Source organism: Paenibacillus melissococcoides (genome assembly GCA_944800085.1).
Taxonomy (GTDB): Bacteria; Bacillota; Bacilli; order Paenibacillales; family Paenibacillaceae; genus Paenibacillus_B; species Paenibacillus_B melissococcoides.
Genome location: CALYLO010000002.1, coordinates 65,760 through 80,238, shown reverse-complemented (window position 1 = coordinate 80,238; position 14,479 = coordinate 65,760). Strand labels below are relative to the sequence as shown.

Sequence of the window (14,479 nt, the reverse complement as noted above, 5' to 3'; positions counted from 1 at the left end):
AGGAGGATTGGACGACAACGAATGATGAAACGTATTTTTTGGCTCGGATGCCTATGTTATTTTCTTATCGGCCTGGCCCATGTTGTTATCGGTACCATTCTGGAGGAAATGATGGCCCACTACGGGCGTTCGTATGGCGACGGAGGCCAGCTTATTTTCAATCAATTCGCCGGATTTCTAGTCGGCGTCCTGCTGACGCCGCTGCTCACCAGCCGCATCGGGCGCCGGGGCGCTCTGCTCTTCGCGTTGACGGCCCTCACGCTCGGCGAGGCGGTATACTGCTTCCTGCCCCCGTGGGAATGGATGCTGACTGCCGCTCCTGTGGCAGGCCTCGGCTTCGGGATGATCGAGGCAATCATCGGAGCCATCATCATTGAATTCATGGGCGCGAACAAAGCGATTGCCATGAGCCGCTTGGAGGTATTTTTCGGCATCGGCGCCTTGCTGATCCCGATAGTCTCGTCGGTCTTCATTGTATACGACATGTGGTATGCCTCCTTCATCAGCGTCACTGTGCTGTCCATCGGCACGGGCGCGCTGTGGCTGTTCCTCCCGCTGGGAGAGGCCGAGCCTATGCTGCGCCGGCAGCGACGCGAATCCGGGGAACGGCAGGCAGCCGCGGCGGCGCCTTCGAAGCTCGGAGCAAACGAGTGGCTGTTTATCGGCTTGATGATCGTCTTTTTCCTGACCTATGTCGGCGTCGAAATGAGCTTCGTCAACTTCCTCCCGTCCATGCTGATCGAGAATGCAGGGGTGACATCGGCTACCGCCTCCATCAGCATCACCCTTCTGGGGGACGATGGCCTTCGGGCGCTTTTTCGCCGGCGTCCTGGCCGAGCGAATGGGATATGCCCGCTATCTGTTCTACAGCTGCGGACTGTCGCTCCTCATGATGGCGGGCTTCGTCTTCGCCTCCCAGCTGTGGAGCAGCTTCGCCGTGACGCTGCTGTTCGGCATCGGCATGGCAGGCATCTTCTCGATCGCGCTCGTCTTCGCCAATCATGTCCTGCCCGGCATGACCGAGCGGATAACCAGCCTGCTCGTCGCCGCCGGCGGCATCGGCGGGGCCGTCGTACCTCGCTTGACCGGCTGGATGATGGATGCCTTCGGCGTATCCGGGGCACAGTGGCTGCTGATGTCCTTCATGGGACTGCTGTTCCTCATCGTCATCGCCTCCTCCCGGATGGGGAGATCGGCAGCTCCATCCGCGAGCGCGGCCGTCCATCAATCATAGCTACTTGGGGGTGTCCCAAAAGTAGTATTTCACTACAGTGAGACAGCCCCCCTGATTCTCAAAGCTCGACTCGCCGAAAAACTGCAAAACTACACTTTTCCTTTATGACGTGTACTCCGTTACAGGGAATCCTGCAAAACGGCATCAATTTCTGACTATCCAATCGATAAAAGACAAAAATCGATGAACATCATGTACTTTTGCAGGAATTTCATCAAATAGCGGCTGAAAGAGCAGAAATTGATGCATCCACGCAGCATTTCACGGCTTCATCCATCTTTCACCGGTTTGCGCGCCGCCGTTTTTCCCGCATCCACATTCTCTGTTACCTCGTCATCTCCATCATTTTGCAGTGCCTGTGAGACACCCCCTTTGCCTTTCCAGGACCGTCGCTCCGTTTCTCAACATAGCTTTTTTCTTCGCCTGATAGAGAACGATGCCGAACCCAACTTTTCCAAGCCGCCATCCCGATTCCGTCCAGTCCCCCCACACTCTTCTCTCTTCTCTAGCATATTACTGTGACAGGATACAAGAAGACAGGATGTCTCTCTATAGCAACATGATAGAAATCGGCAGCCTCGCTCTCCCAGCAAGCATATCCAGAAGGAGAGGATGAGATTTGAAGCGAAGATCGATTCGGCAGCTGTTGAACGGTTACAAGTACAAGCTTTTTTCTCCTGTAGAGATCACCCGCGACTATTTAAGGGAAATAAAAAATTGCGACCCGGTATATAACGCCTATATTACGGTTACGAAGGAACGCGCGCTGCGGAAGGCGAAGCGTCTGGAGAAGAAATGGAACCGCGGCAAGAATACGGGGCTGTTGTTCGGGATTCCGCTGTCTTATAAGGATAATCTGGCAACCAAGGGCGTCCGGACCACGAACGGTTCCGAGATTTACCGCAGCTTCGTTCCCGATCGAACCGCTGCCGTTATCCGCAGGGCGAACAAGGAGAATGCGATCATGCTGGGCAAAACCAATATGCATGAATTCGCGCTCGGCATCACGTCCAACAATCCGCACTATGGGCCGGTCCGCAATCCATGGAACATCGAATATTCTCCCGGAGGGTCAAGCGGCGGCTCGGCAGCGGCGGTGGCCGCCAATCTGTCCGTCGCCTCCATCGGAACGGAGACCGGCGGTTCCGTGCGCATTCCGGCCGCTTCCTGCGGCATAGCCGGGCTGAAGCCGACCTATGGAACCGTTCCGACGTCCGGTGTCGACTTCGCCTCGTGGACGATGGATCATGTCGGGCCGCTTGCCGCCAACATGGAGGACCTCGCGATCATGATGGACGCGCTTACCGGCAACGACTACTCCCGCCATCTGATTGAGAATATTCGCGGGATGCGCATCGGCGTCCCGATCAATTTCTTCAATGAGCATATCGAGAAGGAGACGCAGCGGCTGTATCGGGAAGCGCTTGCGGCTCTCGAGGAGCTCGGCGCCGTGCTCGCCGATGTCGATACCTCGTTCCTGTACGGTTGCCAGGAATATGGGCTGACCATTGCCGCATCCGAAGCCGGATATGTTCACCGCAGCGATATCGCCTGCTGTCTGACGGAGATGGGGGCCGACGTGCGCGCGATATTGGAGTTGTCGCTCGATATTACGTCCCTTCAGTACATTACCGCGCTCCACAAGAAAGAAGAATACACCCGAGCGTTCAAACGGATCTTTAAGCAGGTCGACGTGCTGGCCACGCCGACGCTCCCGATCCCGCCGCGCCGCATCGGGGTCGAATCCGTCACGTTCGGCTCCTATACCGAGAACATCTTCGACGCGATGACCCGTTATACGGAGATTTTCAATATGACCGGCATGCCGGCCCTTACCCTGCCTTGCGGCATTACGAAGCAGGAACAGCTCCCGGTCGGATTGCAGCTCATCGCCGATCATCGCCGGGAGGATCGCCTGATCCGAGCCGGTTATACGTATGAGCAGAGCGAACTGGGCGGATATTATCGCAAGCGGGATCAGATCATCTCCGGAACTTGCGGCTCCTGATCGTGATCTCCCGAAAGCGACAAATCCCCGGCCCAACGATGGACCGGGGATAAATGATTAACGGCGGCGGATCAGCAGCCGGTAGCAGCCGGCCGCCCCAAGCCCGCAGCAGGCGATGACGACGCCCATCGGCACGGCCGTGTCGCTTCCTGCGATACCGACGAGCGGCGCTGCCGCCGAGCCGGCGATGAAGGGCAGCAAGCCGAGCATGGCCGAGGCGCTGCCGGCCGTCTTGCCCTGGTTCTGCATCGCTAGGGAGAAGCCGGCGGTATTGACGACCCCCGTGCTGGATACCGACACGAAGAGCGGAAGCAGAACCGACCAGAGCGGCCCGTGCAGCAGAATCGCGGCCAGGAGCGCGAGGCTCCCGCCGCAGGACAGGATCAGCCCTGCGATGAACAGCCGCATTTCGCCATGGCGCGCAGCCAGCCGTCCCGTAATCTGGGTGGCCAAAATAAGACCGAACCCGTTGAGCGCAAAGAACAGACTGAACGCCTGGGGCGATGCGCCATAAATATTTTGCAAGACGAACGGCGAGCCGGAGATATAGCTGAACATCGCGGCAGAGACCAGCCCCTGCGTGCAGGCATATCCCATAAATTCCTTATCGTTCACCAGTCCCCCGAAGGTGGACAAGGTCGTCCGGACGCCGCCGGATGATCGCCGATCCTGAGGGTGGGTCTCCGCCAGCCCGAAGTAGGCCGCAGCGATCATCAACAGTCCCAATGCGCCCAGCACCGTGAAAACGCCGTGCCATGACGTAAATTTGAGCAACTGGCTGCCAATGATCGGAGCGGCGATCGGGGCCAGCCCGTTAATGAGCATAAGCAGCGAGAAAAACTTCGTCAGCTCCGATCCGGAGTACAGATCGCGGACCATCGCCCGCGCGATAACGATCCCGCCCGCGCCGGCCATCCCCTGCAGGAAGCGCAGGGCGATCAAGCCCCACATGGAGGGAACGATGGCGCACAAGAAAGAGACGACGGCGTACACCGTGAGGGACGCCAGCAGAGGACCGCGGCGGCCCCGCGCGTCACTGAGCGGCCCCATGACCAATTGGCCGAGCGCCAGGCCAAGCAGACACGCCGTCAAGCTGAGCTGGGTCAAGGAGGTGCTTGCCTGCAGATCGGCGGCGAGCATCGGCAGCGACGGCAAATACATATCAATCGAGAGCGGCCCGATCGCCGTCATCGAGCCGAGCACGATCGCGATCGCGAGTCTCCGCTTGCGCGGGACGGCCGCCACGGAAGCATTCAGATTTGTTCCAGGATTCATGTATGACAACCTTTCTCTATAAAATTGCAATTGTAACAATTATAGTTACAACTTGTGAGGGAATCAAGACTTGAATATTTCATATTTTGCCTATAGAATCCACTGTATTCTTGAGGCCGTCTGGCGAAGGAACGGCGAGCCGCCGCTCTGGCGGGCGCTGCAGCCGATCATGATCAGCAGGAAGCCGGAAACTTCACGTCGAAAAAATAAATCAAAAGAAATGAATGGAGGGACGGCCGCCTATGAATACATTTCGGATTATCGAGGAACGGGTTCAGGACGATATCTACGCATCGCAAGCCGAGACCGCCGATACCGAGGCGATTATGTCCTTGCTGTACCGTACAGCCGCCTGGCTGAACAGCAAAGGCTCGACGCAATGGAATGAGCTGCTGCAGGGCGTCGATGTTCACGGGATGGCGGATTCCATCGCCAAGGGAGACGTATTCGTCTTCAAACGCGGCGGCGATCCGGCCGCCGTCGTCATGCTGCTTCAGCAACCGAGCGCCTGGGACCGAGAGCTATGGAGCAGCCTGTGCGACAAGGGGGAAGCGGGCCATGACGATTCCATATATTTGCACCGCCTGGCCATCGACCGCGCCTTCGCCGGCAGCCAGTTGGGACATGCGGTGCTCCGCTGGGTCGAGGCCGGCATCCGCTTCCCGGGCAAGCGCCGGCTCCGCCTGGACTGCAAGGCGGGCGTCCCGGCCTTGAACGCCTTCTACCGCGCGGCAGGCTATACTTTTCAAGGCGAGATCCCGAAGGGCTATCTGCTGTTCGAGAAGGCGCTTCCCCCGCAATAACCCACAAAAACACCCGCTAAGGGTGTTTTTCTTTGCGCCGCGCGGCCAGTAACTGCGATTTGTCGGATTTTGCTCTATTGTTGGATGCGCCGCCTTGTTCGGTTGCCTGATGTGAGTGTTTGATTCGATTGCTCATTTGGCGCTTGTTCGGTTGTTCGATGTAACTTGCTGATTCGGTTGCTCATCTGGTGCTCATTCGCTTGTTCGATGTAACTTGTTGATGCGGTTGCTCACCTGGTGCTCATTCGCTTGTTCGATGTAACTTGCTGACTCAGTTGCTCATCTGGTGCTTTGTTCGGTTGTTCGATCTAACTTGTTGATTCGATTGCTCATCTGGCGCTTCTGCTCTCACCACGATCCTCACGGCTCCTCACCGCTCGCCTTGGCCAAAGCTGCAAAACTGCAGCATTCTCCTCTCGCGCCTACTCCGCTAAAAACATTCCTGCCAAACTGCAGCAATTTCGGCCGTTTCGCCTTAAGAAGCGCCGAAATCAAGGCAAATAATGTACTTTTGCAGCAATTCCCACCAATGTCAGTCCATACCGCGGTAATTGCTGCATTAACGCAGGATTCCCCCGCCTCACCTCATCATCCATCATGCGCCGACTGCCCACCGCTGCCTTCTCCACCTCCAAACACCCACCCCGGCATAAACAAATCCCCCGAGACTAACAGGTCTCGGGGGATTCCGTATGGGGGGACGACTGTAATACTCTAGCCCCCTATAACCGCGACAAAAGCGCGGGCCGATCCAGATGGTACAGGTTGCGGTAGCGCGGGTACCGCTCCAGCAGCTCCGCATGCGGCCCTCTCATCTCGATGCGGCCGTTCTCGATGAAGATGACTTCGTCCATCTGCTCCACGCCGACGAGATGATGCGTAATCCAGAGCAGCGACTTGCCCTGCAGCGCGGCGAACATAGTGGCCAGCAGGGCGCGCTCAGTCTGCGGATCGAGCCCGACGGTCGGCTCGTCGAGAATGACGACCGGCGTATCCTGCAGCAGGATGCGGGCCAGCGCGATTCGCTGCCGCTCCCCGCCGGAGAAGCGTCCGCCCGTCTCCAGCATCCGGGTGTCATAGCCGTCCGGCAGCGAATCGACGAGCGTCTCCAGGCCGACCTGACGGACGACCCGGCGGATGTCTTCGTCCGAGGCGTCCGGGCGGCCCAGCCGGATATTGTTCGCTACCGTCGTGTCGAACAGATGCGGGCTCTGGTTCAAGACCGCGATCATCTCGGGGATATGCTCCCCATAGGAAGCCGCCGGGATGCCGTTCAACAGGACCTGGCCTTCATCCGGCGCCAAGGCGCCCTGCACCAGCTTCAGCAGCGTCGATTTCCCCGCTCCGCTGCGGCCGATGACGGCGATGCGCCATCCTTGCGGGATATCGAGCGACAAGCCGTCCAGCGTCCAGGCGGCCGATTTGTCGTAGCGGTAGCGGACCTGCTCCAGCCGGATATGCGCCGCTCCGGATGCCAAGGCTGTCCGCAGCTCCGCCTCCGCCGCAGGACGAACGGGCTCTTCGGCCGCCGGAGCGTCCAGCTTTGCGAGCCGATCCAGCGAATCCTGGTACTGCGGCAGCTTCTCCACCGCCTCCGATACGGGGAGGAAGCCGTCCATCAGCGGGAACACGACCAAGGTGAAGGCCGCGATTAAGGTGGCGGCGATGCGCCCGTCCGCATATTGGCCTCCTGCCCAGCAGAGCATGAGCACCAGCACGGCTGCGACGACGCACTGCCCCAGCAGCATGCGAAGCCGGGCCCAGCCGTTCAGGCGGCGCTCCATGCGGGCGACGGATTGCTCGCCCTCTTCATATTCTGCCGTGAACCGTGGAGCGCGGCCGCTAATGACCCAGTCGCTCATCCCCATCACCGCATCGGTCAGCCGCTGATACAGCACGTTCCGCTCCTGCTTGATGCGGGTCTGCCAGGTGCGGGTAATCAGCAGAGACACCCAGGGCAGAACCGCGATCAGCAGGAGCAGCAGCAAGCCGATAAAGAGCGCGAACGGCAGATCGAACCAGCCGAGCGCCGCGATGCAGGCGGCATAGGCGACGAGCGCCACCGCGCCCGGGAACACCGTGCGCAGGTAGACATTCTGCAGCTGCTCGATATCATCCGCCAGCGTGCTGAGCAGATCTCCCGTCCGGAAGCGGGAACGGAGGAACAGCGCCTGCGGCTCCAGGATCCGGTACATCCGCTCCCGCATCTGGGACAAAATGCGCAGCACCGCATCATGGCCGACCAGACGTTCGACATAATGGACGACAGCCCGCCCGATCCCGAACGTCCGGACAAGCACGATGGGCACGTAGACGAGCAAAATATTTTCCGGACGAAGAGCCGACTTCGAAATGAGATAGCCTGACGTGAAGGTCAAGGAGGAGGCGCACAGCACCGTCAGCACGCCCAGGGCGATAATGACGGCGAAGCGTCCGGCATAGCGCCGCATATACGGCATAATCCAGCCTTCGCGGTTCATAGCGTCTCCTCCCCTTCCGTGCGAATCATGTCGTAGTAAGCCCCCCGCTTGGCCAGCAGCTCTTCATGGGTCCCCGTCTCCGCCACCTTGCCGTCCTGCAGGACAATAATCCAGTCCATATCCGGCATCCAATGCAGGCGGTGCGTGGCCAGGAAGACGAGCCGATCCCGGAACAGATCCAGCATCGTCGACTTCAGCTCATACTCGGTCTCGATATCCAGATGCGCCGTCGGTTCATCGAGCAGCATAACCGGCCGTCTGCTCAGAAATGCCCGCGCCAGCGCAACCCGCTGCTCCTGCCCGCCGCTGAGAGAACGGCCGCCATTGCCGATGCGCTCGTCCAGACCATTCGGAAGCTGTTCCGCCAACTGGCCCAGCCCCGCGGCGGCCATCGCCCGCGCGACCTCGTCATCGGTCGCGTCCGGCGAATAGAAGCGGACGTTATCCGCCAGCGAGGAGCTGAAAATGTACGGATGCTGTGGAATATACGTCGTCTGCTTCCGCCAGTCCTCCCCGGTCAGCGACGTCCTTTCCTGTCCGTCCACCCGGATCGTCCCCGCAGTCGGATGCAGGAAGCCGCCGATAATGTCGATCAGCGTTGATTTGCCGGCCCCGCTTGCGCCGATAATGCCGACCTTGCGGAAGCCTTGAATCTCCAGATCAATCTCCTGCAGCGAAGACGGGCCCTCTTCCTCATGCCGCATCCCGATGCCGCTCATTTGCAGCACGCTATCCTGTGTCCAAGCCGGCAGCGCCTGCGAGGCAGGCGCCGGCTCGGACTGGGCTCCCGCGCGGATAATGGCCTGCATCGCCTCGCCCGCTTCCTTCCCGTCCAGCGTCGCGTGATAATCGGCCCCGACCATGCGCACCGGAAGGAAATATTCCGGCGCCAGGATAAGGATCGTCAGCGCGGTAACGAGCATCATCTCCCCTTCCACGAGGCGCAGCCCGAGGCTGACCGCCACCGATGCCACGGACAGCATCGTGAAGAAGTCCAGGGAGAAGGAGGATAAGAAGGCGACGCGCAGGGTCCGCATCGTGGCCGAGCGGTATCTGTCGCTCACCTTGGAGACGGTGGCTCCGTGCGAGCGGCTGCGTCCGAGGAATTTGAGCGTCTCCAGGCCGCGCAGCGAATCCACGAAATGGTTCGACAACTGCCGGTACGACGCCCACTGCTTCTCGGTCTGCTTGCGGGCGGCCAGCCCGACAAGAATAAGAAACGCGATGAGAATCGGCATCGTCACCGCCAGAATCAAGGCAGCGACGATATCCTGGGTCGCAATGTACGCAAGGATAAGCACGGGCGTCACTGCGCTCCCGATCATGCGGGGCAGGAACAGCTCCATATATTTGCGGAACTTCCCGACCCCTTCGAGCACAAGCGTTACCGTCGTGCCCGTTCCCTCTGTCCGGGTATGCCGCGGCCCGAGGCGGAACAGCGCCTCCAGCAGCTGGCTCCGCAGGCTGGCGCCGGTCTTCTCGGCGAATCGGTAAGCCACCTTCTGCTGCAGCAGTGCCGTTAACTGGCGCACGAGAAAAGCAAGCAGGAACAGCCCGATCTTGCCGGCTTGTTCCTGCCATGCCGCCCCGGCGAACAGGGCGGAAATTGCTTCTGCCAGCCAGATGGCCAGCATAATAATAGAAAGTGTGTGCACCAGGGCAATGGCGGTCAGACTGGCAAGAACCGGCTTGATCCCTTGGTAGCCGAACAGATTCTTGCCCATTAGTATTCGAGATGCTGCTTCTCGTTCACGCGCTTATGGAAGACGAAGTAGCTCCAAATCTGGTAACCGAGCACGAACGGCAGCAAGGTCACCGCTACGATCGTCATCACTTTGAGCGAATAAGCGCCCGAAGCCGCATTATGAATCGTCAGGTCGAATGCACTGTTGATGGAGCTGATCATCACCCGCGGGAACAAGCCGATAAAGACGGATGCGATCGAGAGCAAAATAATGCCTCCGGTCATGCCGAACGCCCAGCCGTCCTTCTTCTGCTTCATGAAGTATCCGGCGAGCAGGAAGACGATAAGACCAAGGACGGCGACGACAGCCAGGATGGCGCCGCGAACCTGGAACACATCGGTCATGAAGTAGGTCATGACGGCGAACAAGACGAGCAGCGCGGCGAGCGGAATCATCAGCTTCCGAGCGAGACGGCGTGCGCGCGCCTGCAGATCGCCCTCCGTTCGCAGCGTCGTGAACATGAGCCCGTGCACAAGGCAGAGCACGGTAACGGTAATGCCGCCTACTACGGTATAGAGATTCACCATATCGAACAGGCCGGCTTTCATCTCCATCTGCTGATCGATCGGAAGGCCCTTAATCAGCCCGGCGAACACGACGCCGAACAGGAACGGAGGCAGCAGACTGCCGACAAAAATAGCCAGATCCCATGTTTTCTTCCAACGCTCGTTGTCCACCTTGCCCCGGAATTCGAAAGCGACGCCGCGCACGATCAGCGCGAGCAGCACCGCAACGAGCGGCACATAATAGCCGCTGAACAAGGTCGCGTACCAGTTCGGGAAGGCGGCGAACATCGCCCCGCCGGCGGTCAGAAGCCAGACTTCATTGGCATCCCAGAACGGGCCGATTGAATTGATAAGCACCCGGCGCTCTCCGTCGGTGCGCGCCAGGAATTGAGTCGACATCCCGACCCCGAAGTCGAAGCCCTCGAGGAAGAAGAAGCCGACGAACAACACAGCGACAAGAACGAACCATAATTCATTGAGTGAGAGCATGACGTTCCTCCTTATCGAATGGATCGTGAGACACGCGGACAGTTACGTCCTCGTTCGGTCCTTTTTTGATAACGCGTACGAACAGGTAGACCATCACGATAGCCAGCACCGTGTAAATGGCGGAGAAGGCAATCAGGGAGAACAGCACCGATCCTCCGGTCACGCTAGGCGAGATACTGTCTTCCGTCGTCATCAGCCCGAATACAGTCCACGGCTGGCGCCCGATCTCGGTCATGATCCAGCCCGCCGTATTGGCAATGAACGGCAGCGAAATGGCATACAGCATGAAACGCATGAACCATGTGTTCTTCTGATCCAGCTTCTTGCGCGCCATCAGCCAGACGCCGTACAAACCGAGCAGAATCATCAGCGATCCGGCAGCGACCATGATGCGGAAGCTCCAGAAGGTCGTGCGCACCGGCGGAATATAATCGCCAGGTCCGTATGTTTGCTCGTATTCTGCCTGCAGCTCCTTCATCCCCTTGACGTCTCCGGAGAATTTGCTGTAGGACAGGAAGCTAAGTAAGTATGGAATCTTCACTTCCATTTTGTTTTCTTGCTTGTCCGGATCGATAGCCGCGATAACCGTCCAAGGCGCCGGGTCCGAACTCCGCTCCCACATGCTCTCGGCCGCAGCCATCTTCATCGGCTGTGTATGCACCAGGTACTGCGCTTGCTGGTGGCCGAAGATCGCGACCAGGAACGACGAGATCAGGGCGACCACGATACCCAGCTTGAAGGATTTTTTGAAAAACTCAAAGTCTTGGCGACGCAGCATCTTATACGCACTGACGCCCGTAATGAGGAAGGCCCCTGTCGCAAATGCGCCCAGCACCGTATGCGGAAATTCCACCAGCAGCTGGCCGTTCGTAACTAGCGCGAAGAAATCATTCATCTCGGCCCGGCCATTGTTAATTGTGAAGCCGACCGGACGCTGCATGAACGAATTGGCCGCGAGAATCCAAAAGGCGGACATCGTCGTTCCGATAGCCACAAGCCAGATGCACAGCAAGTGCACCTTCTTGCTCAGCCGCTCCCAACCGAAGATCCAGAGCCCGATGAATGTGGACTCCATGAAAAAGGCAAGCAGCGCCTCGATAGCAAGCGGCGCGCCAAACACGTCCCCGACGAAGCGGGAGTAGTTGGACCAGTTCATGCCGAACTGGAATTCCTGAATGATACCGGTCACGACGCCGACGGCGAAGTTGATAAGGAACAATTTACCCCAGAACTTGGCCATTTTCTTATACTCTTCATTGCCCTTGGCGACATACATTGTCTCCATAATGGCAATCAGCAGCGCCAACCCGATGGATACCGGGACGAAGAAGAAGTGAAAAATCGTCGTCGACGCAAACTGGATGCGTGATAAGATTAGCGTATCCATTTTTTCGTTCCACCTTTCGTTATTATGCGGGAGTCAAAGAGGTCAGTTCGGTTTCCAGCACCTTTTGAGCATCCTCTTTTAAGGATCTGCCGCACGCTTCGGATAGCCGTCTTCGCCCTACGCGCATGGCATAAGCCGTTGACTGCGATACGAGGAACAGCTCGATCAATGACAAACATTACAGGACTCAGTGTTATTTTGTCAGATGGACACGTCGGCTAATGTGACTTTTGTCACTTTCTGTCGAAATAGAGTGAGCAAATTGCGAACTTTGTGCCATTGTTCACAAAAGCGTTGAAAATAAGGCTGGGGCGGAAGAGAAAAGGCATAGCTTTCCCGGTAAGGGAAGCGTTTGATTTCTACTTTTCGTTTCACTCTTACCATAAACTACTATGTAAAACTTCCTCATTAATGCCTTCTGAATACCTGCTCGGGGAGAACCAAAATTCAAAACAGAACATAAAAAGAAGTCTGGAGAAGCGTCAAGCCAAGCAAAGTAAAAGTATTTAAACTCGTTCGTAGAGATTCAAATCATCCTACTGCGCAGAACACAAAATAACCGCGGAAGGACGCGGCCAATCGAGGAAATATAAAAATTTAATTCCTTAGACTTTAGATATTTCTGCAGTCAAAATAAACATGAATGCAAAGAGAATTAATATCCAAATTGCCACATTCATATTTCAAACATACCAACAATCCAAAGGATAGCCGTAATCGAAACCATGGCCCGAAAATGCGAACTAGGCGTATTTGTGATCATTCCTTCTATTGCAGGCAAAAGAACAATGGCTAGTGCTGCATGATACCAAAGCGGCTTTTTGTTCATCCCCCTCCCCCTTGCCAAATGTTGGGTTCTGTAGCCATTGTATCAAAACTAGCTCGGGGGATTCCAGAGTTTGCAAAAAACCGCCACCTCCAAGTACGATTAAAAGTCTCGGAAGCGACGGTTCTCCACCGATTCACCTAATGATTCTTCTTCCCTGCCGTCACAATGGTATCAACCTTAATTGCATTGGCCGGCTGATCCTTGTTATACAGCCAGTAAGACGGCGTATCCGTCACCTGTTGAATCCGCAGGCGGAATTCCTTCTTCGGCAGCCGATCCCATTCGATAATGAGCATATTGCCGTCGACGGCAATATGCTCCGGAGGGACGGGCGTCTCCCCCTCTTCGGTGATCATATGCAGACTGCCGGGAAGCTTGGCGGAGGGCTCATCGATTCGCTTCTGGAACGTGATGACCGCCTTATCAAACCGCGTACGGGCAACGGTGACCGGAACGGGCGGTTCCTCGTACATATATTTGCCGAGATGATATTCATAGGCCGTCCATGTACGGAATCCCATCTGCGCGGCCTCGCGGCCGAACGAGTCGTACCAAGCGCGGTCCTTCACCATGTCCAGCGACGAGCCGATATCCGCCTGCACGCCAAGCGGAATATTCGGGTGAACGGAGCGAATCTGATCGACGAAGCTCTGGTAGCTGCGGATATACTGCGGCGGAAGCACGTCCTGGGGCTTCATCCAGTCGGGCCAATGCGTCTGCAGGATATGCAGATCCGGCCGGACCGCCGATATCATTGCTGCGGCATCGAGGCCCTGCATCTCGCGCAGCGTATCCACGGAGTCCGGGCCGGCGTCGATCGCGAGCGACCAGGTCGCGGCGAGAATATCCTTTTTTGCGTCCCGTACCCCGCCTTTGCCGTTCATCAGTTCATTGAGGAAGCGGTTGACGGCCTCGACCCGGAACTCGATCCAATCCTCATACAGCTCGACATTCATCAGATAGAAGTCGGGATCATCCGGATCGGTGAAATTCGGAATCCGGTCATGTCCGTACTGTTCGCGAAAGGCCGCTTGGGCCAGCGGGCCGACATCACCGTACACGCCGCGATCGATGCCGTCCCACTCCGGGAAGTATGGCTCCGCGACTTCAATGCCGTCGAACGGGATACTCCGGACCAGGCTCGCCAGCTTCTCCTTCTTCCAATTGACATAAGCTTCGCTATGCGGGGAGAAGCGGTAATACCCGTCATTCACCGGGGTCAACAGTTCCATCTGCCAGCTTGGCCAATCGGCCGGGAAGCCTTCGACAGAATACGATCCGTTGCCGAGGACCAGCGCCCAGACGAACAGCCCTCTCTCCTGAAAAGCCTCGACAAGCCCTCGGTTGACATGGTTCTCATTCACGACGAAATACCGGACGGACTTATACCCGTTCTGCACAATCTCATCGGCGATGCTCGCCGCCGAGCGATTTTGATAATAAGGAAACACCGGGTCGACCTGAATGGTCGAACCCGATAAGGCCGAAGCCTGTCGTAGTAAGCGAAGAGTTGATCCGGCTTCCTGTTCGCCTTGCTCGGCGGCCTGCGCGCCGACAGGAAGCACGCCAAAAAGAACGGTTAGCGAAGCCAAGCAAATCCCCGCTTGCCGGGACCATCGGCGCTGGCGAAAGATGAACATATTGCACACCTCCTTTGACAGATCGAAAGAATGACCCTTCCCGACGCGAAGAACCTGACCTGATCTTCAATGAACAACCGGAA

The 14,479-nt window shown here is 57.6% G+C and carries 10 protein-coding genes and 1 pseudogene; 4 read left to right on the top strand and 7 right to left on the bottom strand.

All coding sequences use genetic code 11. From position 1 onward, the window contains the following. Positions 1–21 precede the first annotated feature (21 nt). The 3 genes and pseudogenes from OCY70_RS36075 to OCY70_RS08540 all read left to right on the top strand — a co-directional run. Positions 22–723 (top strand): annotated as a pseudogene (locus OCY70_RS36075) (MFS transporter); the annotation flags it as partial. Positions 724–799: 76 nt separating this feature from the next. Continuing rightward, on the top strand, positions 800–1,234 hold the full coding sequence (locus OCY70_RS08545; protein WP_249725356.1) for an MFS transporter: 435 nt from the start codon (positions 800–802) through the stop codon (positions 1,232–1,234). Positions 1,235–1,853: 619 nt separating this feature from the next. After that, complete coding sequence (locus tag OCY70_RS08540) at positions 1,854–3,242, top strand: amidase (protein WP_213429315.1); 1,389 nt, start codon at positions 1,854–1,856, stop codon at positions 3,240–3,242. Between the two features lie 57 nt (positions 3,243–3,299). On the opposite strand, the gene OCY70_RS08535 is transcribed toward OCY70_RS08540, so the two are convergent. Next, entirely contained in the window at positions 3,300–4,517 is a 1,218-nt protein-coding gene (locus tag OCY70_RS08535; RefSeq protein WP_213429316.1) for a multidrug effflux MFS transporter, read from the bottom strand. Between the two features lie 242 nt (positions 4,518–4,759). On the opposite strand from OCY70_RS08535, the gene OCY70_RS08530 reads away from it, so the two are divergent. Further along, entirely contained in the window at positions 4,760–5,320 is a 561-nt protein-coding gene (locus OCY70_RS08530) for a GNAT family N-acetyltransferase (RefSeq protein WP_213429317.1), read from the top strand. A 722-nt stretch (positions 5,321–6,042) separates the two neighbouring features. Here the strand turns inward: OCY70_RS08530 and cydC are convergent. From cydC to OCY70_RS08500, 6 genes are all read right to left on the bottom strand, one after another. Further along, on the bottom strand, positions 6,043–7,800 hold the full coding sequence (gene cydC, locus OCY70_RS08525) for a thiol reductant ABC exporter subunit CydC (RefSeq protein ID WP_213429318.1): 1,758 nt from the start codon (positions 7,798–7,800) through the stop codon (positions 6,043–6,045). After that, a complete protein-coding gene (gene cydD / locus OCY70_RS08520; RefSeq protein ID WP_213429319.1) occupies positions 7,797–9,524 on the bottom strand; it encodes a thiol reductant ABC exporter subunit CydD in 1,728 nt (575 codons plus the stop codon). Before cydD ends, cydC begins: the two co-directional genes overlap by 4 nt. Next, the gene (cydB, locus tag OCY70_RS08515) at positions 9,524–10,540 is read right to left on the bottom strand and encodes a cytochrome d ubiquinol oxidase subunit II (RefSeq protein WP_213429320.1); all 1,017 of its coding nucleotides are present in this window, start codon (positions 10,538–10,540) and stop codon (positions 9,524–9,526) included. The genes cydD and cydB overlap by 1 nt, the downstream gene beginning before the upstream one ends. Beyond that, positions 10,524–11,927 carry a cytochrome ubiquinol oxidase subunit I gene (locus OCY70_RS08510; protein WP_261944766.1) on the bottom strand — a complete coding sequence of 468 codons (1,404 nt, stop codon included), beginning with the start codon at positions 11,925–11,927 and terminating at the stop codon, positions 10,524–10,526. Before OCY70_RS08510 ends, cydB begins: the two co-directional genes overlap by 17 nt. Positions 11,928–12,603: 676 nt before the next feature. After that, positions 12,604–12,756 (bottom strand): hypothetical protein, encoded by a 153-nt coding sequence (locus tag OCY70_RS08505; RefSeq protein ID WP_213429322.1) that lies wholly within the window; start codon positions 12,754–12,756, stop codon positions 12,604–12,606. Between the two features lie 137 nt (positions 12,757–12,893). Further along, positions 12,894–14,396 carry an N-acyl-D-glucosamine 2-epimerase gene (locus OCY70_RS08500; protein ID WP_261944765.1) on the bottom strand — a complete coding sequence of 501 codons (1,503 nt, stop codon included), beginning with the start codon at positions 14,394–14,396 and terminating at the stop codon, positions 12,894–12,896. Positions 14,397–14,479: the final 83 nt, after the last annotated feature.

Bases quoted from the DNA above. Each gene is read 5' to 3' on its own strand.
- OCY70_RS08545 (WP_249725356.1), top strand. From the start codon at position 800: ATGGCCTTCGGGCGCTTTTTCGCCGGCGTCCTGGCCGAGCGAATGGGA.
- OCY70_RS08535 (WP_213429316.1), bottom strand. From the start codon at position 4,517: ATGAATCCTGGAACAAATCTGAATGCTTCCGTGGCGGCCGTCCCGCGC.
- OCY70_RS08530 (WP_213429317.1), top strand. From the start codon at position 4,760: ATGAATACATTTCGGATTATCGAGGAACGGGTTCAGGACGATATCTAC.
- cydC (WP_213429318.1), bottom strand. From the start codon at position 7,800: ATGAACCGCGAAGGCTGGATTATGCCGTATATGCGGCGCTATGCCGGA.
- cydD (WP_213429319.1), bottom strand. From the start codon at position 9,524: ATGGGCAAGAATCTGTTCGGCTACCAAGGGATCAAGCCGGTTCTTGCC.
- cydB (WP_213429320.1), bottom strand. From the start codon at position 10,540: ATGCTCTCACTCAATGAATTATGGTTCGTTCTTGTCGCTGTGTTGTTC.
- OCY70_RS08510 (WP_261944766.1), bottom strand. From the start codon at position 11,927: ATGGATACGCTAATCTTATCACGCATCCAGTTTGCGTCGACGACGATT.
- OCY70_RS08505 (WP_213429322.1), bottom strand. From the start codon at position 12,756: ATGAACAAAAAGCCGCTTTGGTATCATGCAGCACTAGCCATTGTTCTT.
- OCY70_RS08500 (WP_261944765.1), bottom strand. From the start codon at position 14,396: ATGTTCATCTTTCGCCAGCGCCGATGGTCCCGGCAAGCGGGGATTTGC.